Source organism: Micromonospora sp. NPDC047074 (assembly GCF_040643815.1).
Lineage (GTDB): Bacteria > Actinomycetota > Actinomycetes > Mycobacteriales > Micromonosporaceae > Micromonospora.
The window spans coordinates 402,717-428,752 of sequence record NZ_JBEYVB010000002.1; the positions used below are offsets into that span (position 1 = coordinate 402,717).

The 26,036-nt window shown below is 72.5% G+C and carries 22 protein-coding genes and 1 other RNA gene; 16 read left to right on the forward strand and 7 right to left on the reverse strand.

Annotated elements, in window-relative coordinates; translation table 11 throughout:
- Positions 1-198: 198 nt before the first annotated feature.
- From mtrA to raiA, 5 genes are all read left to right on the forward strand, one after another.
- Positions 199-888, forward strand: coding sequence for an MtrAB system response regulator MtrA (gene mtrA, locus ABZ809_RS05525; RefSeq protein WP_357561172.1), 690 nt, complete (start codon positions 199-201; stop codon positions 886-888).
- A 12-nt stretch (positions 889-900) separates the two neighbouring features.
- Positions 901-2,682, forward strand: a complete 1,782-nt coding sequence (gene mtrB / locus ABZ809_RS05530; RefSeq protein WP_357561173.1) for an MtrAB system histidine kinase MtrB — start codon at positions 901-903, stop codon at positions 2,680-2,682.
- Entirely contained in the window at positions 2,679-4,475 is a 1,797-nt protein-coding gene (locus tag ABZ809_RS05535) for an LpqB family beta-propeller domain-containing protein (RefSeq protein WP_357561174.1), read from the forward strand. The genes mtrB and ABZ809_RS05535 overlap by 4 nt, the downstream gene beginning before the upstream one ends.
- Positions 4,476-4,522: 47 nt before the next feature.
- The gene (locus tag ABZ809_RS05540) at positions 4,523-5,185 is read left to right on the forward strand and encodes a ComF family protein (RefSeq protein WP_357561462.1); all 663 of its coding nucleotides are present in this window, start codon (positions 4,523-4,525) and stop codon (positions 5,183-5,185) included.
- Positions 5,186-5,430: 245 nt separating this feature from the next.
- Positions 5,431-6,069, forward strand: a complete 639-nt coding sequence (gene raiA / locus ABZ809_RS05545; protein ID WP_357561175.1) for a ribosome-associated translation inhibitor RaiA — start codon at positions 5,431-5,433, stop codon at positions 6,067-6,069.
- An 81-nt stretch (positions 6,070-6,150) separates the two neighbouring features.
- On the opposite strand, the gene ABZ809_RS05550 is transcribed toward raiA, so the two are convergent.
- The gene (locus ABZ809_RS05550) at positions 6,151-7,260 is read right to left on the reverse strand and encodes a GNAT family N-acetyltransferase (protein ID WP_357561176.1); all 1,110 of its coding nucleotides are present in this window, start codon (positions 7,258-7,260) and stop codon (positions 6,151-6,153) included.
- Positions 7,257-8,420, reverse strand: coding sequence for a GNAT family N-acetyltransferase (locus tag ABZ809_RS05555; RefSeq protein WP_357561177.1), 1,164 nt, complete (start codon positions 8,418-8,420; stop codon positions 7,257-7,259). The genes ABZ809_RS05550 and ABZ809_RS05555 overlap by 4 nt, the downstream gene beginning before the upstream one ends.
- A gap of 160 nt (positions 8,421-8,580) precedes the next feature.
- Between ABZ809_RS05555 and secA the strand changes: the two genes are divergently transcribed.
- Entirely contained in the window at positions 8,581-11,502 is a 2,922-nt protein-coding gene (gene secA, locus ABZ809_RS05560; RefSeq protein ID WP_357561178.1) for a preprotein translocase subunit SecA, read from the forward strand.
- A gap of 152 nt (positions 11,503-11,654) precedes the next feature.
- On the opposite strand, the gene ABZ809_RS05565 is transcribed toward secA, so the two are convergent.
- Together ABZ809_RS05565 and ABZ809_RS05570 are read right to left on the reverse strand one after the other, a co-directional pair.
- On the reverse strand, positions 11,655-12,257 hold the full coding sequence (locus ABZ809_RS05565) for an Rv3235 family protein (RefSeq protein WP_357561179.1): 603 nt from the start codon (positions 12,255-12,257) through the stop codon (positions 11,655-11,657).
- Between the two features lie 101 nt (positions 12,258-12,358).
- Positions 12,359-12,586 carry a helix-turn-helix domain-containing protein gene (locus ABZ809_RS05570; protein WP_089001884.1) on the reverse strand — a complete coding sequence of 76 codons (228 nt, stop codon included), beginning with the start codon at positions 12,584-12,586 and terminating at the stop codon, positions 12,359-12,361.
- A gap of 216 nt (positions 12,587-12,802) precedes the next feature.
- Between ABZ809_RS05570 and ABZ809_RS05575 the strand changes: the two genes are divergently transcribed.
- Positions 12,803-13,312: a hypothetical protein gene (locus tag ABZ809_RS05575; protein WP_357561180.1), complete on the forward strand. Its 510-nt coding sequence runs from the start codon at positions 12,803-12,805 to the stop codon at positions 13,310-13,312.
- Positions 13,313-13,359: 47 nt separating this feature from the next.
- Here the strand turns inward: ABZ809_RS05575 and ABZ809_RS05580 are convergent, their stop codons facing one another.
- On the reverse strand, positions 13,360-14,520 hold the full coding sequence (locus tag ABZ809_RS05580; protein ID WP_357561181.1) for a hypothetical protein: 1,161 nt from the start codon (positions 14,518-14,520) through the stop codon (positions 13,360-13,362).
- 405 nt (positions 14,521-14,925) lie between these two features.
- On the opposite strand from ABZ809_RS05580, the gene pruA reads away from it, so the two are divergent.
- The 8 genes from pruA (at position 14,926) to ABZ809_RS05620 (ending at position 22,694) form a co-directional block, all read left to right on the forward strand.
- The gene (gene pruA, locus ABZ809_RS05585; RefSeq protein ID WP_357561182.1) at positions 14,926-16,554 is read left to right on the forward strand and encodes an L-glutamate gamma-semialdehyde dehydrogenase; all 1,629 of its coding nucleotides are present in this window, start codon (positions 14,926-14,928) and stop codon (positions 16,552-16,554) included.
- Positions 16,555-16,938: 384 nt separating this feature from the next.
- The gene (locus ABZ809_RS05590; RefSeq protein ID WP_357561183.1) at positions 16,939-17,454 is read left to right on the forward strand and encodes a PadR family transcriptional regulator; all 516 of its coding nucleotides are present in this window, start codon (positions 16,939-16,941) and stop codon (positions 17,452-17,454) included.
- A 222-nt stretch (positions 17,455-17,676) separates the two neighbouring features.
- Positions 17,677-18,798, forward strand: coding sequence for a peptide chain release factor 2 (gene prfB / locus ABZ809_RS05595; RefSeq protein WP_357561184.1), 1,122 nt, complete (start codon positions 17,677-17,679; stop codon positions 18,796-18,798).
- A gap of 118 nt (positions 18,799-18,916) precedes the next feature.
- Positions 18,917-19,597 (forward strand): cell division ATP-binding protein FtsE, encoded by a 681-nt coding sequence (gene ftsE / locus ABZ809_RS05600; RefSeq protein WP_089001878.1) that lies wholly within the window; start codon positions 18,917-18,919, stop codon positions 19,595-19,597.
- 64 nt (positions 19,598-19,661) lie between these two features.
- On the forward strand, positions 19,662-20,537 hold the full coding sequence (gene ftsX, locus ABZ809_RS05605; protein WP_357561185.1) for a permease-like cell division protein FtsX: 876 nt from the start codon (positions 19,662-19,664) through the stop codon (positions 20,535-20,537).
- A gap of 135 nt (positions 20,538-20,672) precedes the next feature.
- Entirely contained in the window at positions 20,673-21,152 is a 480-nt protein-coding gene (gene smpB / locus ABZ809_RS05610; RefSeq protein ID WP_357561186.1) for an SsrA-binding protein SmpB, read from the forward strand.
- Between the two features lie 105 nt (positions 21,153-21,257).
- Positions 21,258-21,633: a transfer-messenger RNA gene (gene ssrA, locus ABZ809_RS05615) on the forward strand.
- Between the two features lie 98 nt (positions 21,634-21,731).
- Positions 21,732-22,694, forward strand: coding sequence for a hypothetical protein (locus ABZ809_RS05620; protein ID WP_357561187.1), 963 nt, complete (start codon positions 21,732-21,734; stop codon positions 22,692-22,694).
- A 9-nt stretch (positions 22,695-22,703) separates the two neighbouring features.
- On the opposite strand, the gene mdlC is transcribed toward ABZ809_RS05620, so the two are convergent.
- Positions 22,704-24,299 (reverse strand): benzoylformate decarboxylase, encoded by a 1,596-nt coding sequence (mdlC, locus tag ABZ809_RS05625; protein WP_357561188.1) that lies wholly within the window; start codon positions 24,297-24,299, stop codon positions 22,704-22,706.
- 115 nt (positions 24,300-24,414) lie between these two features.
- Positions 24,415-25,218, reverse strand: a complete 804-nt coding sequence (locus ABZ809_RS05630; protein WP_357561189.1) for an S-methyl-5'-thioadenosine phosphorylase — start codon at positions 25,216-25,218, stop codon at positions 24,415-24,417.
- 151 nt (positions 25,219-25,369) lie between these two features.
- On the opposite strand from ABZ809_RS05630, the gene ABZ809_RS05635 reads away from it, so the two are divergent.
- Positions 25,370-25,960, forward strand: coding sequence for a YqgE/AlgH family protein (locus ABZ809_RS05635; RefSeq protein WP_357561190.1), 591 nt, complete (start codon positions 25,370-25,372; stop codon positions 25,958-25,960).
- The last annotated feature ends 76 nt before the right edge of the window (positions 25,961-26,036 follow it).

A 26,036-nucleotide genomic window follows, 5' to 3' on the forward strand; every position in this document is an offset into this window, starting at 1 on the left:
GTACTCCCTGGGGACGGTCGGCGGTGGCGCCTGACGGCGCATGCGGGGATCATGGTGACATGCGAGGTCCGATCGGGTGGACCCGCACGCCGGGACGACGCCGCCGGGCGTCGGTTGCTGGGCGGCGGCGGCCCGCGGCAGTAGCGTGCCGGGTGACGCGGATCCCATCGAACTGAACGGGATGGAAACATTAACCCCATGAGAGCCCGGGTACTGGTGGTCGACGACGACCCCGCGCTCGCCGAGATGCTCGGCATCGTCCTGCGCAGCGAGGGGTTTCTGCCCTCCTTCGTCGCCGACGGGGAGCGGGCGCTGGCCGCGTTCCGCGAGAGCCGTCCCGACATCGTCCTGCTCGACCTCATGCTCCCCGGCATGAGCGGCATCGACGTGGCGCGGTCGATCCGGGCCGAGTCGGGCGTGCCGATCGTCATGCTGACCGCCAAGAGCGACACCGTCGACGTGGTGCTCGGCCTGGAGTCCGGGGCCGACGACTACGTGGTCAAGCCGTTCAAGCCCAAGGAACTGGTCGCCCGGATGCGGGCGCGGCTGCGCCGGGGCGAGGACGTCGCCCCCGAGATGCTGACCATCGGGCCGCCCGGCAACCAGATCACCATCGACGTGCCGGCGCACACCGTCAGCCGCAACGGCGACGAGGTGAAGCTCACGCCGCTGGAGTTCGACCTGCTGGTCGCGCTCGCCCGCAAGCCACGCCAGGTCTTCACCCGCGAGGTGCTGCTGGAGCAGGTCTGGGGCTACCGGCACGCGGCGGACACCCGGCTGGTCAACGTGCACGTGCAGCGCCTGCGGGCCAAGATCGAGCCGGATCCGGAACGGCCGGAAATCATCCTCACCGTGCGGGGCGTGGGCTACAAGGCGGGCACCGGATAGCCTGGTCGTACTGTGGCGACCTCCCCGATTCCGGACCCCCCGACGGCAGCGCCGCGCCGGCTCGCCGCCGTGCGGGAGCTGTGGCGCGGCGTACGCGACCGGGTCGCGCGCCTGCTCGCCGGGCTGCGCCAGGCCTGGCGGCAGTCGCTCCAGCTTCGGGTGGTGACCATCACACTTGTCGCGTCCAGCCTGCTGGTGGGTGGCTTCGCCTACCTGATCGCCGACAAGATCACCGGCATCCTGGTGGAGAACGCCGAGACCGACGTGCGGGTGCGGCTGGACAGCGGCGTGGACTACGCGGCGAAGCAGTTCGGCCTCTACAACCAGCCGCAGGAGACGCAGCTCCAGGCGACCATCGACGGCACGGTCAACTACCTGGCCGGCGGTGACCCGCAGCAGAAGACCGGCGTGATCGTGGCGCTCACCGCCGACAACCACGCGACCATCCAGCCCCGGTCCTCGCCCGCGGTCAACGTCCGGCCGTTGCTCAGCCGGGAGCTGCGCGAGACGGTGGCCGGGGGCAAGGTCGCCAGCCAGATCCGCACCGGGCGGCTCGACGGGGAGCCCGCCAAATACCTGGTCTACGGCTCGCCGGTGCCCACCCGGTTCGGTCAGGTGGAGCTCTACTACCTCGTGCCGCTGGCCCGGCAGGATGCCACGGCCGCCGACGCCTGGGCCACCGTGGCCGCCACCGGGGCGGCCCTGGTGGTCCTGCTCGGGCTGCTCGCCGGCCTGGTCACCCGGCTGGTGGTGACGCCGGTGCGGGTGGCCGCCCGGACGGCCCAGCGGCTCTCCGCCGGCCTGCTGGACCAGCGGATGGTGGTCAACGGCGAGGACGACCTCGCCCTGCTCGCCGCGTCGTTCAACCAGATGGCGACCAACCTCCAGCGGCAGATCCTGCGGCTGGAGGAGATGTCCCGGCTGCAACGGCGCTTCACCTCCGACGTCTCGCACGAGCTGCGCACTCCGCTGACCACGGTCCGGATGGCCGCCGACCTGATCTTCGCCGAGCGGGACGAGTTCGACCCGGCGGTGGCGCGCAGCGCCGAGCTGCTCCAGGCCGAGCTGGACCGCTTCGAGGAACTGCTGACCGACCTGCTGGAGATCAGTCGCTTCGACGCCGGCTTCGCCATGCTGGACGCCGAGCCGACCGACCTGGTGCCGGTCGTGCACCGGGTGGCGGACCGGCTGGCCGGCCTCGCCGAACGGGTCGGGGTGACCATCGAGCTGGACGTTCCGGGCACCCCGGTGATCGCCGAGGTGGACCCCCGGCGGGTGGAGCGGGTGCTGCGCAACCTGGTCGGCAACGCCGTCGAGCACGGCGAGGCCAAGCCGGTGCTGATCACCCTGGGCATGGACGAGACGGCGGTGGCGATCACCGTCCGCGACCACGGGGTCGGGCTCAAGACGGGCGAGGAGAAGCTGGTGTTCAACCGCTTCTGGCGGGCCGACCCGTCCCGCGCGCGGCAGACCGGCGGCACCGGGCTGGGGCTGTCGATCAGCCTGGAGGACGCCCGGCTGCACGGCGGCTGGCTGGAGGCCTGGGGCGCGCCCGGCCAGGGCGCCCAGTTCCGGCTCACCCTGCCGTCGCGGGCCGGCGACCGGCTGACCACCTCACCGCTGCGGCTGGTCCCGTCGGACGCCACGCTGCCCTTCGGCGGCCCCCGGGCGGGCGGGCTGCTGGCCATCGGGCCCGGCAGCGGGGGCGCGCTCACGATCGGCCCGGGGACCGACGGCGCGTTGGTCGTGGGCCCGGGGCCCGGCAGCGGGGGGCACGCGGAGGTGGGGTCGTGAGGCGTCGACTGCTCGCCGGCCTGCTCGGCGGCGCGCTGCTGGTCAGCGGCGGGGCCGGCTGCGGCATTCCGGAGCACACCGAGGTCCAGGTGGAGGGGCCGGGGCCGGCGGCGCAGGGCGGCTCGATCAGCGGCAGCCGGGGGGTGCCCCCGAGCCGGAGCGAGAGCGGCGGCAGCAACGAGCAGTTCGTCGAGAACTTCCTCTCCGCCGCAGCCGGCGAGCCGGACCGGGCCTACCAGCGGGTCCGGCAGTTCATCCAGCCGGCGGAGCGCGACCGTCTCCAGGCGAGGGAGGGCAGCGAGGTCGCGCTGACCGTCGTCCGGCTCACCGAGGATCCGGTGATCATCCCCTCGCCGAGCAAGACCGAGGTCACCCTCAACGTGCAGCAGGTCGGCCAGTTGCGGGCCGACGGCACGCTCGCCCCGCCCGAGACGAGCATCACGCAGTACTCGTTCGAGCTGACCAGCATCCAGGGGCAGGAGGGCCAGCCGGACGCGGGGCTCTACGTGGCCAACCCGCCGAACGTGCTGCTGCTCAGCGTCCGGGCGCTGGAGCTGTACTACCAGAGCCGGACGATCTACTTCTGGAACTCCGACCGCAGCCAACTCGTGCCCGACCAGCGCTACCTGCCGCTCGCCGTGCCCGACGAGCGGTTGGTCAGCGAGGTGGTCAGGTGGCTGACCGCCGGTCCCTCGGACTGGCTGCGTCCCCGGGTGAGCGGGTTGCCGGACGGCACCCGGCCCATCAACAACGCCACCCGTACGGGCGAGCGCTGGGAGGTGGACCTGGAGATGCCGGACGAGAAGTCCCGGGTGGAACAGCTCGGCGTGCAGCTCGCCTGGTCGCTCTACCACCTCGACGGGCCGCTCGAAATCAAGATCCGCGGCCAGCTCCGGAAGGAGATCCCCAGCCTGGACGTGCACCGGCGGGCCCACCCGGTGTACCAGCTCGGCGAGGGTTTCCAGCGGTTCTGCGTCTACGAGGGCGCCATCCACCCGTTGACCTACCCCGGTGAGCCGAGCGGCCCGGAGCCCGTGGAGGCCAAGGCGAACAAGAAGGTCGTGTCGGCCGGGCTCAGCCGCGCGGGAAACCAGGTCCTGGCGGCGCTGGTGGTCTCCGACGCCGACCGCCAGCGGCTCTCGGTCGGCGCGGGCCCCGAGCCGGTGGCCGTGTTCACGCGCAGCGCCAAGAGCTACACCGCCATGAGCCGGCCGGTCTGGCTGCGCTCGACGAGCCAGGGGCCGCCCACCGGCCTGGTGGTCGCCGACGGCGCCCTGTACCGCTTCGACGCCCGGGCGCAGCTCACCCCGGTGTCGCTGGGCGTGCCCGGCCCGGTGACGGCGGTGGCCACCTCGCTGGACGGGCACCGGATCGCCGTCATCGCCGGCGGCGCGCTCTACGTCGCCGCCCTCGACCCCGACGGCGCGGGGGTCACCCCGGGCCCGGCCCGCCAGCTGCCCACCCAGCTGACCGGCCTGTCGGCCGTCGACTGGTACGGCGAGAACACCCTGGTCCTCGCGGGCACCGTCGGGCGCCCGGCGGTCTACGAGGTCAGCGTGGACGGCGTCCGGGAGAGCCCGCTGGAGGACAGGATCGGGGCGCGGGTGACCCATCTGGCCGCGTACCCGGCGGACGCGGTGAACCGCCTCGGTGCCGCCATGTACGAGGCGAACGGGGTGGCGTACCGGGGTGGCCCGCTCGAGCGGATCCAGCCCGAGCAGGTGCAGCAGGCCTCCCCGCCGCCGGCCGGGAGCAGCGCCGGCAATCCGACCGCTCCCTTCTTCCTCTACTGACGCCCGTGCGGGACCTCGGCGGGCTCTGGACGGATCTCACCGACCTGGTGCTGCCCGTGGAGTGCGCCGGCTGCCGGGAACGCCGGCCGGGGCTGCGGCACGGCGTCTGCCCGGAGTGCGTGGCGGCGCTGGGGGCGCTGCGGCCGAGGGCGGCGAGCCCGACCCCGGCCCCGCCCGACCTGCCGCACTGCGTCGCCCTCGGCCCGTACGCCGGCCCGCTGCGGGAGATGCTGCTGGCGTACAAGGACCACGGCCGGCACGGGCTCGCCCGACCGCTGGGTGCGCTGCTCGCCGAGGTCGTGGCGGCGGGGGTCGGCACGGCCCGCCCGGTGCTCCTGGTGCCGGTGCCGGACACTGCCGCGGCGGCCCGCGCCCGGTACGGCGACCACCTCGGCCGGCTGGCCCGGCACTGCGCGGACCGGCTGCGCGGGGCGGGCTGGCCGGTGCGGGTGCGACGTCCCCTGCGGGCCCTGCCCCGCCCCGACTCGGTGACGCTGGACAGCGCGGGCCGGGCGGCGGCGGCCGAGTCCGCCTTCCGGGTCCGCCCGCGGCCCGCACCGGCGCCCGACGGGGCGGCGGTGGTGGTGCTCGACGACATCCTCACCACCGGCTCCACCCTCGCCGCGGTGGGGCGCGCGCTGACCGCGAGCGGGCTGTCACCGACGGTCGCGGCGGTGCTCGCCGCGACCGAGAAACGGCACCCGTCGTAACCGATCGTGTTTCCGTTTCACCCCTTGGTGTATGAGCTGTGAAAAATTTGTGGCCGTCACGGCGACGGGGGGTGACTGCCGGACGAACAGGAGTTAGCGTTTTCCTGTCGAGGGTAGGAGGTCTTCCCACCCGCTCTCGGCGGTGAAAGGAGGCGTAGCCGTACTGACCGGTCGACGCCGAGTGGGCCCTCCCCGCGGCGCGACCGGATGCCGGATCGAACGACCATCCGATCAAGGGAGGTCACATGGACATCGTGGTCAAGGGCCGTAACGTCGAAGTGCCGGATCACTACCGGGTGCACGTGGCGGAGAAGCTCGCGAAGATCGAACGCTACGACCACAAACTCATTCGTGTCGACGTCGAGTTGTTCCACGAGCGCAATCCGCGCCAGGCGGACCACTGCCAGCGCGTCGAGATCACCTGCGTCTCCCGTGGCCCGGTCATCCGGGCGGAGGCCTGCACCAACGACTTCTACAGCGCGCTCGACGCGGCCATCGCCAAGCTCGACACCCGGTTGCGCCGGGCGGCCGACCGCCGCCGCGTCCACCGGGGCCGGCACGCGCCGCTCTCCGTCGCCGCCGCCACCGCCGGCCTGCCGGTCGCCGACCTCGACGGGCCGCTGGGCGCGTCCCCCGACGGCGTCCGTTCCGGCACGGCCACCGCCGTCGCCGAACGGGTCGAGGAGGACGAACACGACCAGCCCTGGCACATCGCCCGGGAGAAGGCGCACCCCGCCGAGCCGATGACCGTCGACGACGCCCTCTTCCAGATGGAACTCGTCGGCCACGACTTCTACCTGTTCCAGGACAAGGAGTCGGGACGGCCGAGCGTCGTCTACCGGCGGCACGCCTACGACTACGGAATCATCTCCCTCGCCGTCTGATCCCTCCGTGCCGTGGCGGCGGCCGACGCCGCCACGGCCGGCCGGGCGTCCCGGCGTCGCCGGGCCGGGCCGCCGCGCGGGTCAGCGGAGTTCGTCGGGAAGCAGCCCGAAGACCAGATCGTCGAGCCGGCTGCCGGCCAGGCCCGGCAGCCGGCCGCGCAGCAGGCCCTCCCGGCGGAAGCCCACCCGCTCCAGCACCCTGTGCGAGGCGGTGTTCTCGGGCACGGTGCCGGCGGTCAGCCGGGCGATCCCGGCCGGGCCGAACGCCCAGCCGGCCAGGAGCCGCACCGCCCTGGTGGCGAGGCCGCGCCCCCGTTGGCCTGGCAGGAGCGCGTAGCCGACCGACCCCTCGCCGGCGTCCTGGTCGGTGACGTTCAGCCCGCAACTGCCCGCCGGCTCGCCGGTGACCGCATCGAGGATCAGCAGGCGGGCGAGGGTGCCGGTGAGCCAGCCGCTCTCGGCCGTCCGGCAGCGCCGCTCGATCGCCGCCCAGGCCGGCGGCACCGGCGGGGCCTGGTTCGCCACCACCTCCGGCCGCGTGTGCAGGCGGTGCATCACCTCCACGTCGTCCGGGCCGAGCCGGCGCAGGGTCACCACGCCGTCGGTGAGCCGGCCGTCGGGCAGGTCGGGCAGCAGCCGGGGGGCGGGGCCGGGCGGGTCGTCGGCGAGGCGTGCCCACGCGAGCAGGTCCGTCCGGCCGCCGCCGCGCAACTGGCCGGCCGCCCGGCGTACCCCCTCGTGGCGGAAGCCGGCGGCGAGCGCCACCCGCAGGCTGGCCGGGTTCTCGGCGTGGATCAACAGCTCCAGCCGGTCGAAGCCGTGCCGCAGCGCGGAGGCCGCCAGGGCCCGCGTCGCGGCGGTGGCGACCCCGCGCCGCCGCGCCCACGGCGCCACCCAGTAGCCCAGGTCCGCCTGCCGGCGCGCCGCCACGACCGGGCCGATGCCCGCGCCGCCGACCAGCCGGTCGGTGGCCCCGTCGGCGATGGCGTACGCGGCCCCGCCGGTGGCCCAGGCCGCCGGGGCGCCCTCGGCGATCCACCAGCGGGCGTCGGCCTCGGTGTACGGCTGCGGCATGCCGGGGTTGAACCGCAGGTTGACCGGGTCGCCGCAGCCGGCGGCCAGGTCGGCGGCGTCGCCGGGGCGGAACTGCCGCAGCCGCACCCCGTCGGCCTCGATCTCCTCGGGCGTCACGTCAGGTCCCCGGCGAGCAGCGCGCCGACCCAGACGTCCACCCGCTCGTCGCGATGGGTGAGCCCGTCCCGGGCGACGCCCTCGATCGTGAAGCCGGCCTTCTCGGCGACCCGGCGGGATGCGGTGTTGCCGACGTGGGCCCGCCACTCGATCCGGGCCAGGCCCAGCGCGGTGAAGCCCCAGGCGCTGAGCGCGGTCAGCGCGGCCGACAGGTGACCCCGGCCCCGGGCCGCGGGGGCGGCCATGAAGCCGACGTCGGCCACCAACGGGTCGGCGGGGGAGAGCCGCAGGTCGATCGTGCCGGCGTACCGGTCCTCGGCGTCGGCGACCACGAAGCAGGCGCTGCTGCCGCCGGCCCAGGTGCCTCGGCCGAAGTTCAGGTACGACTCGGCGTCCGCCCGCTCGTACGGGTCGGGCACGCTGGTCCAGCGGACGGTCTCCGGGTCCCGGCAGGTGTCGACGATCGCGGCCAGGTCACGCTCCTCCATGGGGCGCAGCCGCAGCTCGGTGCCGCCGGCCGTGGCGAAGAGGACGGGCTGGGGCCCGCCGAAGACGGCGGCGCGACGGGCCTCCAGGGTGCCCGGCCCGGCCGGACCGGTCTCCCCGGGGGCGGGCACCTCGCCGGGGAGCAGGGAGCCGATCCAGCCCTCCGCACTGCCGCCGGGGGCGGGGTCGGCGAGGCGCAGCCGGCCCTCGACGCGGAAGCCCGCCCGGAGCGCGACCAGGCGGGACGCGTGGTTGCCGACTCCGGCCTGCCAGATCACCCGACGCAGCTTGAGGGCGTCGAAGGCCCACCGGGCGACGGCCCGGGTGGCCCGGACGGCCACGCCCGTGCCCCGGGCCCAGGGCGCGGTCCAGTAGCCGATCTCGCCCGAGCGCAGGCCGGTGTCGATCGAGACCAGCCCGCAGGAGGCGAGCAGCTCGCCGGTGGCGGCGTCGCAGACCGCGAACGGCGTCCCGGTGCCCGCCGCCCAGTCGGTCGTGGCGACCTCGGTCACGAACCTGTGTGCGTGTTCGGGCAGGTACGGGCGCGGTACGGTGGTCCAGCGCTGGATGTCCGGGTCCTGGCACGCCCGGTGCACCGCGTCGGCGTCGGTCGCCCGCCAGGGTCGCAGCAACAGGCCGTCTTCGGTGATCTCCACAGGCTCCACCCGAGCCATCGTGCCGGAACGTTCGCGGACGGCGTAACCGGATTACGGCGAGGCGGTGCGAGTCGAGCGCGTTATGTCGGTTTCGCCGTCACCGAGGGCCGCCACCAGTGACCATCGCGCCGATGAAGCGCCTACGATGGTTCGAGACTGTCTAGGGGAGCGTTGATCCGTGTCGATTCTGGAAAAGGTCCTCCGCGCGGGCGAGGGCCGTATGGTGCGCCGGCTCAAGGCCATCGCCGCCGCCGTCAACTCGATCGAGGACGACTACGTCAACCTCACCGACGACGAGTTGCGCGGCATGACCGACCAGTTCAAGGAGCGGCTCGCTGACGGCGAGACCCTCGACGACCTGCTGCCGGAGGCCTTCGCGGTCTGCCGCGAGGCAGCCGCCCGGGTGCTCGGCCAGCGGCCGTACGACGTCCAGGTCATGGGCGGCGCGGCGCTGCACTTCGGCAACATCGCCGAGATGAAGACCGGTGAGGGCAAGACCCTGACCTCGGTCATGCCGGTCTACCTCAACGCGCTCTCCGGCGACGGCGTGCACGTCATCACGGTCAACGACTACCTGGCCCAGCGTGACGCCGCCTGGATGGGGCGGGTGCACGAGTTCCTCGGCCTCACCGTCGGCGTGGTGCTGCCCAACCGGCCGGCCACCGAGCACCGGGCCGCCTACGAGTGCGACATCACCTACGGCACCAACAACGAGTTCGGCTTCGACTACCTGCGCGACAACATGGCGTGGTCGAAGGAGGAGCTGGTCCAGCGCGGCCACAACTTCGCCGTGGTCGACGAGGTCGACTCGATCCTCATCGACGAGGCCCGCACCCCACTGATCATCTCCGGCCCGGCCGAGCACTCCGCCCGGTGGTACGGCGAGTTCGCGGGCGTGGTGGCCCGGCTCCAGTCCGGCAAGGACGGCGAGGGCGACTACGAGGTCGACCACTCCAAGCGGACCATCGCGGTCACCGAGCGCGGCGTGGCCAAGGTCGAGGACCGGCTGGGCATCGACAACCTCTACGAGTCGGTCAACACCCCGCTGGTGGGCTACCTCAACAACGCCATCAAGGCCAAGGAGCTCTACAAGCGCGACAAGGACTACATCGTCAGCGACGGCGAGGTCCTGATCGTCGACGAGTTCACCGGCCGCATCCTGCACGGCCGCCGCTACAACGAGGGCATGCACCAGGCGATCGAGGCCAAGGAGGGGGTGGAGATCAAGCAGGAGAACCAGACCCTGGCCACCATCACCCTCCAGAACTACTTCCGCCTCTACGCGAAGCTCTCCGGCATGACCGGTACGGCCCAGACCGAGGCGGGCGAGTTCAACAAGGTCTACAAGGTCGGCGTCGTGACCATCCCGACGCACCGGCCGATGGTTCGGCAGGACCGGCCGGACGTCATCTACAAGACCGAGAAGGCCAAGTTCAACGCCGTGGTGGAGGACATCGCCGAGCGGCACGCGATGGGTCAGCCGGTGCTCGTCGGCACCGTCTCCGTCGAGAATTCCGAGATCATCTCCCAGTTGCTGCGCCGGCGCGGCATCCCGCACTCCGTGCTGAACGCCAAGTTCCACGCCCGCGAGGCCGAGATCGTCGCCCAGGCCGGCCGCAAGGGCGCCGTCACCGTCGCCACCAACATGGCCGGTCGTGGCACCGACATCCTGCTCGGCGGCAACGCCGAGTTCCTTGCCGCCAACGAGCTGCGCCAGCGGGGCCTCGACCCGCTCGAGCAGGAGGAGGAGTACGCCAAGGCGATGGAGGAGGTCCTGCCCCAGTGGAAGCAGGCCTGCGACGCCGAGGCGGAGGAGGTCGCCGCCGCCGGTGGCCTCTACGTGCTGGGCACCGAGCGGCACGAGTCCCGCCGCATCGACAACCAGCTGCGCGGCCGGTCGGGCCGGCAGGGTGACCCCGGCGAGTCCCGCTTCTACCTCTCCCTGCAGGACGAGCTGATGAAGCGCTTCCGCTCCGGTGCCGTCGAGGCGGTCATGGAGCGCTTCAACATCCCGGAGGACGTGCCCATCGAGTCGAAGATGGTCACCAAGCAGATCAAGAGCGCGCAGGCCCAGATCGAGGGCCAGAACGCCGAGATCCGCAAGAACGTCCTCAAGTACGACGAGGTCATGAACAGGCAGCGCCAGGTGATCTACGCCGAGCGGCTGCGGGTGCTCAACGGCGAGGACCTCTCCGACCAGGTCCGCAACATGATCGACGACGTCGTCGAGGCGTACGTGCGGGGGGCCACCGCCGACGGCTACGCCGAGGACTGGGACCTCGAGCAGCTCTGGACCAACCTCAAGCAGCTCTACCCGGTGGGCGTGACCATCGACGAGCTGGAGGAGGAGGCCGGCGGCTCCCGGGCCGGCATCGACGCCGACTTCCTGCTCGCCCGCCTGAAGGACGACGCGCACGCCGCGTACGGCCGGCGCGAGGAGCAGCTCGGCGAGGAGGGCACCCGCCAGCTCGAGCGGATGGTCCTGCTCCAGGTCATCGACCGCAAGTGGCGTGAGCACCTCTACGAGATGGACTACCTCCAGGAGGGCATCACGCTGCGGGCGTACGCCCAGCGCGACCCGGTGGTGGAATACCAGCGCGAGGGCTTCGACATGTTCGCCACCATGATGGACGGCATCAAGGAGGAGACGGTCGGCTTCCTCTACAACCTCGAGGTCCAGGTCAACGAGCCGGAGCCGGAGGCCGAGGAGGTCCAGCTGCTCGACAAGCCGGTCGAGATCCGGGCCAAGGGCCTGGGCCGGGCGCCGCAGCAGCAGGGTCTCCAGTACTCCGCGCCGACGATCGACGGCGAGGCAGGTGCCGGTGCCGTGGCCGTCGAGCAGGCCGAGCAGCAGGCGCCGGCGCTCGGTGTCGGTCGCCCGGCCCCGGCTGCCCCCGCCGCGCCGGGACGGACCGCTCCGGCGGCGCCCCAGCGCCCGGCGGGCGGCCTGCGCGGCCCGGGCCTGCCGGCCGGTGGCGCCCGTCGGCCGGCACCGGGGCAGGCGGACGCCGGAAACGGCCCGTCCCGCAACGCGCCGTGCCCGTGCGGCTCGGGCCGGAAGTACAAGCGTTGCCACGGCGCCCCCAACGGCGGCGCGTGACAGGTGGTTGAGCGGGGCCGAGCCCCGCAGGCAGACACAAGCAGCCGAGCCGCGTTTCCTGGAAGGGAGCGCGGCTCGGCTGCTTTTCCGACCTGGCCAGGTGTTCCCGCTGCCGGGAACTCCCGCACGGCCTCGCGGCCGTGCCGGCAGGGTCAGAGGACCTGCAGGGCGGTGCAGAGCCAGGAGCCGCGGCGGTGCTCCAGGCGCAGCGCCATCGCCCAGGTGCGCCCGCCGGTGCCGGCGAGCACCGCGGCGACCTCGACGGCGGCGGCACGCGGCTCGCAGACCCGCAACCGCCGCAGCCGGACGGTCGGCCGGGTCGACCTGCGCCGCACCGGACCGGACCGGGCGGTGGCGCGGGCCAGCTCGGGCAGCATCCCGGCCGCGCGGGCCGGGTCGAGCAACGGCCGGAGCTGCCCGGGCGGGCGGTAGCCGTTGAGCACCTCCAGGCAGGTGCAGACGAAGCGGTGGGCGGCCCGGGTCGCCTCGGCGGTGGCGGTCACCAGCGCGCCCGGCGGCAGCGGATCGGTGGCGCGACGGCCGGGCCCGGCCGGGGACGGCGACACCCGCGCCCGGCGGGCGGGTGGACGGTCGTGGTCGCGCCGGGCCGGCTCGAACAGGTCGAGGGCGAGCTGGACATGCGCCGGAACGGGCCAGTGAGCGGTGTCGTCGTCGGCGAACGGCGGCTCGAACGAGGGCGCGGGGCGCAGTCGGACGGGTGGGCGCGTCGGCCCGGGACGTCGCGAGTCTGTCATCCGGACTCCTCTGATCTTGTGTTTGCCTTCGTTTGCCTTCGGTTGACTCCATTCTCGGGCACGGGAGAGCCGCCGGTCAATGCCTGTGAGCGCCGGAGCGACTACTCAGGGTCGCGTTCCGTCAGCGGGTTGCTCCGCACCCACTCGGCGGTCTCGGCGTACTTGCGCTCGATGTACTCCTCCAGGCGCGCCCGCTCGACGCGCCACTGGCCCCGCCCGCCGATCTTGATCGCGGGCAGTTCACCGCTGCGCACCATGTGGTAGACCTGCGAATCCGACACGTTCAGCTCGGTGGCCACGTCGGAGAGCAGCAGGAACCTCGGTTCCACGGAAACTCCTGGGGTCGGCATCGTTTGGCTCAGTTTGCCACCGACGGCCGACACCGCCCAGCCTCTGGGACGAACCCCGTGGCGACGCGTTCGGTGGACACGCCGGCCGGGAGTTTCCCGTCGGCCAGGTGCCAGGTGTATGACGGTCACGACGTACGGCATGATCGGCGTCGGACCGCCGGAGGCCGGCGGAGGACCTGAGCGGGGGAGTCGACGGTGACCGAGGAGCTTGTCCGGGTGTATGTCCCGGCCACCATCCCGATGCTGACCCTCCTGCGCGGCCCCGGGCTGCCCGTGGCCGCCGCCCACGCGGTGACCCCCACCCTCCGCGAGTGGTACGCCGAGGGCGACGAGGAGGAGCTGGAGTACGTCGCCTTCACCCGTGCCGCCCAGGACGCGCTGCAACTGATCCACGCCGATTCCGACGCGCCCCGTCGCCGGGTGGTCGTCTCGGTGGACCTGCCCGCCTCGAAGGTGGGCCGGGGCGACGGCGAACTCGGCTCCAGCGCCGTCGACCTGGGTGCGCCCGTGCCCGTCGCCGCCGTCGCCGCCATCCACGTGGACGGCGCCGACGCGGTCGAGGACGTGCTTGCCGCGGTGGAGGTGGTCACCGAGGCCCTCGCGGGCGACCCGGACGCGCAGTTCACGGTCGACGGGGCCGAGGACCACGAACTGGAGTGGTACGACGTCTCCGAGCTGGACATCCTGCTCCGCGCCACATCCTGACCGTGTAACTGGCCGGTGTCACCCGACACCGGGCCGCCGCGCCCGTGTCAGGGGGTTTCGACGGCCTCAACCGGGTCGTCGTCGGAGCGGGCCGGGCCCAGCGTGCGGCCGAAGGCGATCATGGCGGTCAGCGCGCCGACGAAGAGCACCCAGATCCCGTTGTCGATCCGGGAGGTGCCCAGCGAGGTCTGCGCCACCGCGTCCGCCTCGCTCAGCGCCCCGGCCAGGTCGAGCAGGGACCGCCCGCCGACCCGGATGATCACCTCGGCGAGGAGCAGGAACAGGCCCGGACCGGCCCCGGCCAGCAGGTACGCCGGCCAGCGCGGCGCGGACGCCGCCCCGTCTTCCCGGGCGGCCCGGCGCCGGGCCCAGGTCAGGTATCCGAAGGCCAGCAGACCGGCCACCAGGCCGGCGAGCAGCGACTCGGTGCGCGACACCCACTTGGCCGCGCTGAGCAGCGACTCCTGGGTGTCCCCGGCGCCGAAGAGGTCGAAGAGCGGGTCGCGGGCCTGGCTGAAGGCCACCACGAAGAGCAGCGTGCCGAGGGCGGCGGCGACCACGGCCCCGACCACGGGCGCGTTGCGGGCGCCGGCGATCGCCCCGCCGATGGTCGCGGCGGCGGCGGTGGTGCCGGCGATCACGTTGGTGGTCGCGTTGTCCGCGTACGTCAGGTTGATCGCGAACGCGGCGGCGAGCGCGATCAGCAGGCCGCTGCCGATCGCGGCCACGAAGCGCAGGGTGACCCGGTCGCTGCCCCGGCGGGCGAGCAGGTCGACGCCGAAGAGGGCGAACGCGGCACCGGCGACCAGCGCGGCCGAGATCACCCCCGGCAGGGCGAAGGCGGAGAGGCTGATGGCGGTGAGTCCGGCGGCCGCCGAGTTGATCACCTCGCGGGTCGACCACAGCATCGCGGCCAGCCACCCGAGCGCCAGCAGCGCGAGCAGCGGCGTGCCGGGCGCGACCGCCGGAGCCGAGTCCGACGCGTCGGTCGACCCGTCCTGCGCCTCGGTCGGCTGGTCTGCCGTGCCGGTCGATCCCCGCGCCGGCACGGCCGGGCGATCGGGTGCGAGGCCGTCGTCCGCCGCGGCCGTTGGCTCGGAGGCGCTCGTCAGCTCGGGGGCGGTGTCCTGCTCGACGGGCGGCACGTCGGCGGCCGGCGCCGGCCGGTCGGACTCCGCGGGGGCGGAGCTGCCGGGCTGCTTGGTCATCGTTTTCCCTCCGACGGACGCCCGGCCCCGACGGGGCCGGCAGTTCACCGGCCACCCAGCGTACGCGCCGTCCGACCGACCCCGCCTCCACCGCGTCCCACCCACCCCACCCCCGCGCGGCGTGCCCTCCCGCACCGCGCCCACCGCGCCGCCGAGTCCCGCGCGTCCGGCACCTCGGCGCCGCGTCCTCGGGCGCGGGCCCCGGGGGCGCCGGCCCGTCCCGCACCCGGGCAGCGACGGCCAAGGCGGTGGTGTGTGGGACGGGGTGCCGGCCGAGCCATGGGAGAATCGGGGCCGGTTCCCGCCGCCGTGACCGGTCATCCCGGCGCGGCGTCCGGTGCCGGTCGTCGGCCGGTGCCCGTGGGTCCGATTTCGCCACCGCTGTCGACATCGCCAGGAGCCTTGATGGACGCCGTGTTCTCCGTACCCGAGCCGCACAACGAGCCGGTGCACAACTACGAGCCGGGCAGTGCCGACCGCGAACGGCTCCAGCGGCGGCTGACCGAGCTGGCCGCCGAGCGGATCGACCTGCCGATGACCATCGCCGGCGAGCGGCGGATGGCCGGCGGTGAGTCGATCGACGTGGTCCAGCCGCACAAGCACGCCCACGTGCTCGGCGTCACCGCGCACGCCACCCACGACGACGCCCGCGCGGCGGTGAAGGCCGCCAAGGACGCCGCCCCGATGTGGCGGGCCCTGCCGTTCGAGGAGCGGGCGGCGATCTTCCTGCGCGCCGCCGAGCTGCTCGCCGGCCCCTGGCGGGACACGCTGAACGCGGCCACCATGCTCGGTCAGTCGAAGACCGTGATCCAGGCCGAGATCGACGCGGCCTGCGAGTTCGTCGACTTCCTCCGGTTCAACGTGCACTTCGCGCGGGGCCTGCTGGAGGAGCAGCCGTTGTCGTCGCCGGGGGTGTGGAACCGCTTCGACCACCGCCCGCTGGAGGGCTTCGTCTACGCGGTCACCCCGTTCAACTTCACGGCCATCGCCGGCAACCTGCCGTCGGCGCCGGCCCTGCTCGGCAACACCGTGGTCTGGAAGCCGGGCCCGACCCAGCAGTTCGCCGCGCACTTCACCATGCGGCTGTTCGAGGCGGCCGGGCTGCCGCCCGGCGTGATCAACATGGTCACCGGGCGCGGCGAGGAGGTCTCCGACGTCGTGCTCGCCGATCCGGACCTGGCGGGCATCCACTTCACCGGCTCCACCAAGGTCTTCCAGCACCTGTGGCGGACCGTCGGCGAGAACATCGCCCGCTACCGGGGCTACCCGCGGCTGGTCGGCGAGACCGGCGGCAAGGACTTCGTCGTCGCGCACCCCAGCGCCGACGTCGACGCCCTGCACACCGCCCTGATCCGCGGCGCCTTCGAATACCAGGGCCAGAAGTGTTCGGCGGCGTCCCGGGCGTACGTCCCGCGCTCGCTGTGGGAGGGCGGGCTGCGCGACCGGCTGGCGGCCACCGCGGAGTCCCTCACCTACGGCGACGTCACCGACTTCGGCAACTTCGGCGGCGCCGTGATCGACGCCAAGGCGTTCGACCGGCACGCGGCCGCGCTGGAGCTGATCTCCGGCGACGACTCCTGCCGGGTCCTGGCCGGCGGTACCGCCGACGACTCCGTCGGCTGGTTCGTCCGGCCGACGCTGTTCGAGTGCACCGACGCGGCGCACGAGACGTTCACCACCGAGTACTTCGGGCCGATCCTCGGCGTGCACGTCTTCGACGACGCCCGGTTCGACGACGTGCTCGCCCAGGCCGAGTCGATCGCGCCGTACGCCCTGACCGGCTCGATCTTCGCGACGGACCGGCGGGTGGTCGACGCGGTGGCCGAGAAGATGCGGTACGCGGCCGGCAACTTCTACATCAACGACAAGCCGACCGGCGCGGTCGTCGGGCAGCAACCCTTCGGGGGCGCCCGGGCCAGCGGCACCAACGACAAGGCCGGCTCCTGGCACAACCTCGTCCGGTGGATGTCGCCCCGGACGATCAAGGAGACCTTCGTCCCGCCGACCGACCACACCTACCCCCACATGGGCTGAGGTGTAGGGAAGGGCACCTTATTAACGTCTCCTGTATAGGAAGGGTCCCTTCCTTGCAGATGTGGCGCGGGCGGGGTGGGTGGCGGTCACTGTGACCGACTCCACTCCGCCTCGCACATCATGGACCTGGCCCGTGCCGACGGTTGGGCGGCAGGTCGGTACGAAGTCGGGCAAGGTGGTTGGGCCGGCGGGGCGTACCCGCCTTTCCGCCGGGCGACGGCCAGACGTGGCGACGCGATTTCTACCCGGGCTGTGGGAGCCGCGTCGCCGACTGTGACCGCCCCGGGCGGACTGTCTCGCGCCGACAGTGCACTTAGGAACCCGACCGGGTGGCGAAAATGCCAAATCCTGGACGCCGCGTCGGCAAAGTGGCAGCGTAAGGGCATGGCGGAATCCGGAGTCAACCCCACAGCGGCGGCCCTGCTCGGGCTGCTCCACGAGGGTCCCATGACAGGCGGCCAGTTGATGGCCGCCGCCGAGCGCCGGCTGGCGCCGTACTGGTCGATGACCCGCAGCCAGGTCTACCGGGAGTTGCCGGTGCTGGCCGAGCGCGGCTTCGTCCGGATGGGCAAGCCCGGTCCGCGCTCCAGTCAACCGTACGCGATCACCGCGTCGGGGAAGCGAACATTCTCCCGCTGGCTGGCCGAGGAGCCGGGGCGGGACACCATCCGCAACCCGATCGCCCTGCGGATCGCCTTCGGCGACCTGCACTCGGCCAGCCAGCTCAAGAACCTCCAGGCCGCGGCCAACGAATACCACACCGAGGCCCTGGCCAGGGTCCGGGAGCAGGTCAAGAACGCCAAGAAGGAAGGCGAGACGTACGACGCCAGCGCGCTGGAGTTCGCCGTCGCCTACCACAAGGCCGCCCTGACGTGGCTGAAGGGCGCCCCGGTCGGCTGATCGCCGGGGCCTCCCGACCCTGCCCGCACACCCACTCCGCCACGAGCGGGGGTCTTTTGGTTCGTGCTGCGGGGCTCGCAGGCTCACTCCTCGCACGAGCGGGGCTTTTTTGGCTCGTGCTGCGGGGCTCGCAAGCTCACTCCTCGCACGAGCGGGGCTTTTTTGGCTCGTGCTGCGGGGCTCGCAAGCTCACTCCTCGCACGAGCAGTACCCTTGTCTGTCGTGACCGCTGCCGATTACGCCGAACAGCTCAAGGGCCTCGACGCCACCCTGCGCAACATCGAGGCGGTGCTCGACATCGACCGGCTGCGCGAGGACAAGGCCCGCCTGGAGCAGGAGGCGTCCGCGCCCGACCTGTGGGACGACCAGGCCAAGGCGCAGCAGGTGACCTCCCAGTTGTCGTACGTCAACGGCGAGATCAACAAGCTCGGCAGCCTCCGGTCCCGGCTCGACGACGCCAAGGTGCTGCTGGAGCTGGCCGAGGCCGAGTCCGACCCGGGGGTGCTCGCCGAGGTCGAGACGGAGATCGCCGGGCTGGGCAAGGCCATCGAGGAGATGGAGGTCCGCACCCTGCTCTCCGGCGAGTACGACTCCCGGGAGGCGCTGGTCGCCATCCGGGCCGGCGCCGGCGGCGTGGACGCGGCGGACTTCGCCGAGATGCTGCTGCGCATGTACCTGCGCTGGGCGGAGCGGCACGGCTACCCGACGGAGGTCTACGACACCTCCTACGCCGAGGAGGCGGGCCTGAAGTCGGCCACCTTCACGGTCAAGGTGCCCTACGCGTACGGCACGCTCAGCGTCGAGTCGGGCACCCACCGGCTGGTGCGGATCAGCCCCTTCGACAACCAGGGCCGCCGGCAGACCAGCTTCGCCGGCGTCGAGGTGCTGCCGGTGGTGGAGCAGACCGACAGCATCGAGATCCCGGAGAACGAGATGCGGATCGACGTCTACCGCTCCTCGGGTCCCGGTGGGCAGAGCGTCAACACCACCGACTCCGCCGTGCGGATCACGCACATCCCGACCGGGATCGTGGTCACCTGCCAGAACGAGAAGTCGCAGTTGCAGAACAAGGCGTCCGCCCTGCGGGTGCTCCAGGCCCGGTTGCTGGAGCGCAAGCGGCAGGAGGAGCAGGCCAAGCTCCAAGGCCTGAAGACGGACGCCGCGGGCTCGTGGGGCGACCAGATGCGCTCGTACGTCCTGCACCCGTATCAGATGGTGAAGGATCTCCGGACCGAGCAGGAGACCGGCAATCCGACCGCCGTTTTCGACGGTGACCTGGACAAGTTCCTCGAAGCGGGCATCCGGTGGCGCAAACAGCAGCAGCTCGCTGGCGACGCTGCGTGATCGACCATGGGCGGAGCGCGTCGTCGATCTCTCCCGTACGCCCGAAATGGAGGACGCGACGCGCAACGGCGGGGCGTGGCGCTTGGCTCCCCGGTTACACCGCGTAGACTCACCACCCGTGATTCAGCTTGAGCAAGTGACGAAGACGTACCCGAAGGCGTCCCGGCCTTCGCTCGACAACGTGTCCGTCTCGATCGAGAAGGGTGAGTTCGTCTTCTTCATCGGTCCATCCGGCTCCGGCAAGTCCACCATCATCAAGCTGCTGCTGCACGAGGTCTCGCCCAACAAGGGCCGGGTCGTCGTCAACAGCAAGGACGTCACGTCGATGCGGTCCTGGAAGCGACCCCACTTCCGGCGTTCCATCGGCTGTGTGTTCCAGGACTTCCGGCTGCTGCCGAACCGCACCGCGTACGAGAACGTGGCGTTCGCCCTCGAGGTGATCGGCAAGACCAAGGCGGTCGCCCGCCGGGTCGTGCCGGAGGTGCTGGAGCTGGTCGGCCTCGGTGGCAAGGAGCACCGCTACCCGCACGAACTCTCCGGTGGTGAGCAGCAGCGGGTCGCCGTCGCCCGGGCGTTCGTGAACCGTCCGCTGATCCTGCTCGCGGACGAGCCGACCGGAAACCTGGACCCGGACACGTCCATCGAGATCATGCGCCTGCTGGACCGGATCAACCGCACCGGCACGACCGTCGTGATGGTCACGCACGACTCCAACATCGTGAACCAGATGCGCCGCCGGGTCATCGAGATCGAGAGCGGCCGCATCGTGCGCGACCAGGCCCGCGGCGTCTACGGCTGAGCCGACGCCACCCCCCTGCGCAGCCTGACGAACACCTCATGCCGGAGACCCGGAGGAAATCCCGATGCGCGTGAAATACGTCCTGTCCGAGGTACTGGTCGGACTGTGGCGCAACGTGACCATGACCATCGCGATGATCATCACGATGGCGGTCTCGCTGACCATGCTCGGCGCCAGCGGTCTCATGTACCGCCAGGTCGACGACATGAAGGACCTCTACTACAAGAACATCCAGGTCTCGATCTTCCTCAAGCAGGACGTGAGCCCCGAGCAGCGTGACGCGCTGAACGCCAAGCTGGGCGGCGACCCGCTGGTCAAGGAGGTCATCTACGTCAACAAGGACGAGGCGTACAAGCGCTTCCAGGAGATGTTCCAGGACGCTCCGGACCTGCTCAGCGCCGTCAAGGCGGACAGCCTGCCCGAGTCGTACCGGCTCACGCTGAACAACCCCGAGCAGTACAAGAACATCTACGACCAGTACAAGGACACCGAGGGTGTCGACGAGATCGTCGACCAGAGTCGCCTGCTGGACAAGATCTTCGACATCCTCACCGCGATCCAGAACATCGCCCTGGCCGCCGCGATCGTGATGGCTGTCGCCGCGCTGCTCCTGGTCGCCAACACGATCCAGGTGGCCGCGTACAGCAAGCGGCGTGAGGTCGCGGTCATGAAGCTGGTGGGCGCGTCGAACTGGTTCATCCAGGCGCCGTTCGTGCTGGAGGCCGTGGTCGCCGGCCTGATCGGCTCCCTGCTCGGCCTGGGGGCCCTGATCGCGGCGAAGTACCTGCTGTTCGACGGGTCGCTCCAGGCGCTGCAGGGCCTGCTCTCGCCGGTGAGCTGGGGTGACATCCTGGTGATCTTCCCGCTGATGGCCGGCGTCGGTGGCCTGGTCAGCGCGGTCACCGCCTGGGTGACGCTCCGCTTCTACCTGCGGGTCTGACGCCCGTACGGCTCGACCAGGGCCCTCCCGCGCCAGGAACAAACGGCTCGGGAGGGCCGTTGTCGTTCGGGTAGCATGATCTCCGCTCCGCGGCCGGCCATGTCGGCGCGGACCATCGGAAAGGGGGTGGCGCCGATGCCACGGGAAAAGGGGCGCAAGGTCGTCGCCTCCAACAAGAAGGCCCGGCACGACTACTCGATCCTCGACACCTACGAGGCGGGTATGGCGTTGACCGGCACCGAGGTCAAGTCGCTGCGGGCCGGGCGCGCGTCGCTTGTCGACGCGTTCGCGCAGGAACGCGACGGCGAACTCTACCTGCACGGGATGCACATCCCCGAGTACACGCAGGGCACCTGGACCAACCACGAGCCCCGGCGGACCCGCAAGCTGCTGCTCAAGCGGCTGGAGATCGACCGGCTGATCGGCAAGACCCGCGAGGGCGGCCTGACCATGGTGCCGTTGCAGGTCTACTTCTCCGACGGCTGGGCGAAGGTGGAGATCGCCCTGGCCAAGGGCAAGAAGTCGTACGACAAGCGGCAGGACCTCGCCAAGCGGGACGCGGACCGGGAGATCGCCCGGGTCGTCGGCCGGCGCGGCAAGGGCATGGACGACTGATTTGTCCGCCGTGTCTGGTTCGGTGCGCCGGCCAGGGGCTCGGGATGAAACCCGTTGCGGCAGGCGTTAGGCTTGTCAGTGCCGCCACACCCGGCGGCCCGTCGAGGGGGTGACTGGTTTCGACTTCGTACGCAGCGACAGGGGAAGCGAGCCGAGGAAGCCGACGTCGTCTCGAGAATCGTTCGTCGGAAACCAATAAGCGCCAAGAACAATCGCGCTGACTTCGCTCTCGCCGCCTGAGGCGAGTAGTGAGTCTGTCGGCCTGGGAGTGCCTTCGACCCAGTTAGCCGGCATCAGCTAGAAGGCTGGCCAACCGGACCCGGTCGCGGGGTCCGTGCGGCGAGATCAATCAGCGACTGGGCCCGTCACACCAACTCGCTCGCGTGAGCGGTGGGGCCGAGTAGAGGCATAGCGAGCTGCGCTCGGAGAAGCCCTGACAAACCGGCGAAGGACCCGGGTTCGATTCCCGGCACCTCCACCATCAGGCGATGCGCCCCGGTCCACCGGACCGGGGCGCATCGTCGTATTCCGGAAGACCGGGTGCGGGAACCGGCGGGGAACCACGGGCGTCCAACCGACATGCGCCGTACCGCCGCCCTGCTGGGCCTGCCGCTGTTGATGATCGCCGCCGGCTGCGCCCCGGCCGGCACCGATCCGGGCCCCGCCCCGGCCGGCGACGACCCCCGCCGGGACGCGTTCGGCATGCGGGCCACCGAGGTGGCCGAGGCGTGGCGACCGCTCCCGGCGTGGAGGACCGGCTACCTGCCGATGCAGGACGCGACGGTGCTGGTCGGCGACCCCGGCTTCACCGAGGAGACCAAGAGCGCCTTCCTCAGCGGCTGGTACCGGGAGCAGGTCGACCTGCCTGCCGGCAAGCCCGCCGACGGCACGATCCGGTTCCCGGACGGCACGCTCAGCGTCCCGCTGGTCAGTGCCGCCGAGGCGTACGGGCAACTCGATCAGGGTGAACCGCCGCCGTGCCCCGGCCGCCCGAAGGACCCCGCCGGGCCGAAGTTGCCCGGCGGGCCCACCGTCGAGCCGGGGCCTGACGGCCCGGTGAGCAGCAACCCGCAGACCGCCTGTGTCCCGCTGACGGTCACCGGGGTGACGCTGGGCACCGCGCCGGTGCGCACCAGCCGGGGCGAGGCGCAGGTGCCCGCGTGGCTGTTCACCGTGGAGGAGCTCGCCACGCCGGTGGCCCGCGTCGCCGTGGCCCCGGCGGCCGTCACCGCCCTGCCCGAGCCGAACGCGCCGGCCGGTCCGGCGCCGCAGGGCGTGGTCGGCGCCCAGGATCTCCAGACCGTCAACGGCGCCGAGCTGACCTGGCGACTGGGCGTGGGCACCTGCGACACCGCGATCAGGCCACTGGTGCAGGAACACGACGACGTCGTGGTGGTCGGCGGCGGCGTGACCCCCGCCACCGGCGTGTGCAACGCGATGCTGAAGCTGGAGCCGGTCACCGCCACGCTGAAGGCGCCACTCGGCGGCCGGCCGGTCCTCGACGTCCTCACCGGTGCGCCGCTGCGACTCGCCACGAGTTGACCGGGCGGTTCACAGCAGGCGGGGCACCTCGGTGCTGACGGGCACCGGCAGCACGGTCGGGCCGTCCGCCCGTAGGCCGGTGGACAGGGCGTCGCCGAGCTGGTCCGCCGCCTCCACGACGGTGGTCGCACAGCCGTAACCGCGGGCGATGGCGGCGATGTCCAGCCCGGGCAGGTCCAACCCGGGCACCCCGGGCGTGTCCTTGAAGTCGGCGAAGGCCTTCAGGATGGCGTACTGCTGGTTGACCGGCACCACGACGACCAGCGGCAGGCGCAGCCGCGCGGCGGTCCAGAGGGCCTGCACCGAGTAGTGGAACGAGCCGTCCCCGATGACCGCGACCACCGGCCGGCCCCGGCCGGTGTCGCGTTGCGCCAGCGCGATGCCGACGGCTGCCGGGAGGCCGTACCCGAGACCGCCGCTGGCCATCGTGAAGTACGACCCCGGGCGGGTGCTGCGCAGCCGGCGGCGCAGGGCCGGCAGGTTGGACGGCGACTCCTGGACCAGGATCCCGTCGGCGGGCCAGTGCCGGGCCAGGGCCGCGAAGAGCGCGTCCGGGGCCAGCGGCAGCCCGTCCGGCGGCGGAGGCGGGTCGGGGCGTGGCGGCGGTGCCGGCCGGTCGGTGGCCGGCAGCAGGTCGACCAGGGCGGCCAGGGCCAGCCCGGCGTCGCCGAGCAGGCTGTCGCCCACCGGGGCCCGGGCCGCCTCGTCCGGGTCGTCGGTGACGTGCAGCAGGCGGGTCCCGCCGGGCAGGTGGTCGCCCGGCACGTGCGGGTAGTAGCGGAACACCGGGGCGCCGACCACCAGCACGGTGTCGTGCCCGTCCAGCGTCTCCGACAGCGGGCCGATCGCGAACGGGAGCACCCCGCGGAAGTGCGGGTGGTCCTCGGGGAAGGCGGCCCGCTCCGGGGCGGGGGCCGACCAGACGGGCGCGGCGAGCCGCTCGGCCAGCGCAGCCGCCGCCGGCCAGCCGTCGGCCCGGTCCACGGCCGCACCGAGCACCAGCGCGGGCGCACGGCTGGTGGCCAGCAGGGCGGCGAACTCGCGCATCCGAACGGGATCGGGCGCGAACCGGGTGGCCACCGTCCGCACCGGCGGCGGGGGGTCGGCGGGCTGCGCCCAGTCGTCCAGGGGCAGCGAGAGGAAGACCGGCCCGGTGGGCGGCTGCACGGCGGTCGCGTACGCCCGCATGAGCGCCGCCGGGACGTCCTGGGCGCGGACCGGCTCGTGGCTCCACTTGACGTACGGCTGGGGCAGTTCGGTGGCCCGCCGGCTGGCCAGCCGGGGCTCGATCAGCAGCATCTCCCGGGTCTGCTGACCGGCGGTGACGATCAGCGGGGTCCGGTTGTGCCACGCGGTGACCAGGTTGCCCATGCCGTTGCCCGTGCCGGGGGCGGTGTGCAGGTTCACGTGCGCCGGCCGGCCGGTGGCCTGGGCGTAGCCGTCCGCCATGCCCACGGCCGACGCCTCGTGCAGGGCGAGCACGTAGTGGAAGTCGTCCGGAAAATCCCGCAGGAACGGCTCCTCGGTGGAGCCCGGGTTGCCGAAGACGGTGGTCAGGCCGAGGGCACGGAGCAGGTCGTACGTGGTGTCGCGGACCGTTGCCATCGCCCCCCAATCTATCGGGGCAGCCCGGGCATCCCGGGCCTTTCGCCGCGCTCCAGGTGTTAGGAAGGGCCCCTTCCTATACACAAAGCGATGGGAAGGTGCCCTTCCTTACACGTCAGGGGAGCGTGAGGGGCAGGGGGATGCCGTCCAGCGACCGACCGCAGGCGCAGTCGCGCTCGGCCGGCAACGCGGCTACCGCCGCCAGCAGCAGTCCGCGCAACCGGTCGATGTTCTCGCCGAAGACCCGGAACACCTCCTCGTGCGTCACCGGCTCGCCGCCCTCCACGCCCGCGTCGTGGTCGGTGACCAGCGCGATCGAGGAGTAGCAGAGGGCCAGCTCGCGGGCCAGGACGGCCTCCGGGTGCCCGGTCATGTTGACCACGGTGCCGCCGATCGAGGCGTACCAGCGCGACTCCGCCCGGGTGGAGAAGCGCGGGCCCTCGATGACCACCACCGTCCCGCCGTCCACCGCCGGCACGTCCCGGCCGGCCGCCGCGGCGAGCAGCGTACGCCGGCCCGTCGGGCAGTACGGGTCGGCGAAGGAGACGTGCACCGCACCCCGGTCGTAGTAGGTCTGCGCCCGCCCGCTGGTGCGGTCGATGAGCTGGTCCGGCACCACGAACGTGCCCGGGCCGAGTTCCGGCCGCAGGCCGCCCACCGCACACGGGGCGAGCACCTGGCGCACCCCGAGGGAGCGCAGGGCCCAGAGGTTGGCCCGGTAGGGGATCAGGTGCGGCGGGTGTCGGTGGTCCCGGCCGTGGCGGGGCAGGAACGCCACCCGTCGACCAGCCACCTCCGCGATCGTGACGGCGTCCGACGGCGCGCCGTACGGGGTCTGCACCTCGTGCTCGGTCGCGCCGTCGAGCAGCGCGTAGAGCCCTGAACCGCCGATCACCGCGAGTTCCGCCGTGGGACCCACCGGGTCTCCCTCCGTGTCAGTCGATCAACCGCCCGTCAGACCTTAACCACCGCACCTGGGGCAGGCTATGGTGCCAGTCATGGCGTTCACAGCGCGGATGACACCGGTGCCCCCGGGCGTCCCGGTCCGGTCGGTCTGACGGGTGTCCGGCATGCAGGGAGAGGGGCAGGCGATCGGCGGGCAGGCAACGGGGTCGATGACCGGGCAGTTGCTGGTCGCCACGCCGGCGCTGAAGGACCCGAACTTCGACCGTACGGTGGTGCTGCTGGTCGCGCACGAGCCCGGCGGCGCGCTCGGTGTGGTGCTCAACCGGGCCACCGAGGTGCCGGTCGCCGACGTGCTCGGCGACTGGAGCGACCTGGCCCGCGACCCGGCGGTGCTCTTCGAGGGCGGGCCCGTGCAGCCCGACTCGGCGATCTGCCTGGCCCGGATGCGCCACCCGGTGCGGCGGCTCAAGGGTTTCCACCAGGTCTCCGGTGCGGTCGGCACCCTCGACCTGTCGGTCGAGCCGGGAGAGATGCGGGAGGGCATCACCGGCATCCGGGTCTTCGCCGGCTACTCCGGTTGGGGCTCCGGGCAGCTGGAGCAGGAGATCGAGGACGGCTCCTGGTTCGTGCTGGACGCGCTCCCCGGCGACGCCTTCGTCGACCGCCCGGACGACCTGTGGCCCATGGTGCTACGCCGCCAGGGCGGCATGATGGCGGCGGTCGCGCACTTCCCGCCGGACGTGGCGCTCAACTGAGCCCGGGGTGGCCCCCGCGAGATGACCATGCGGCGGAGCCTGTGTATAGTTCTCTCGTGCCCGGGTGACCGGGACG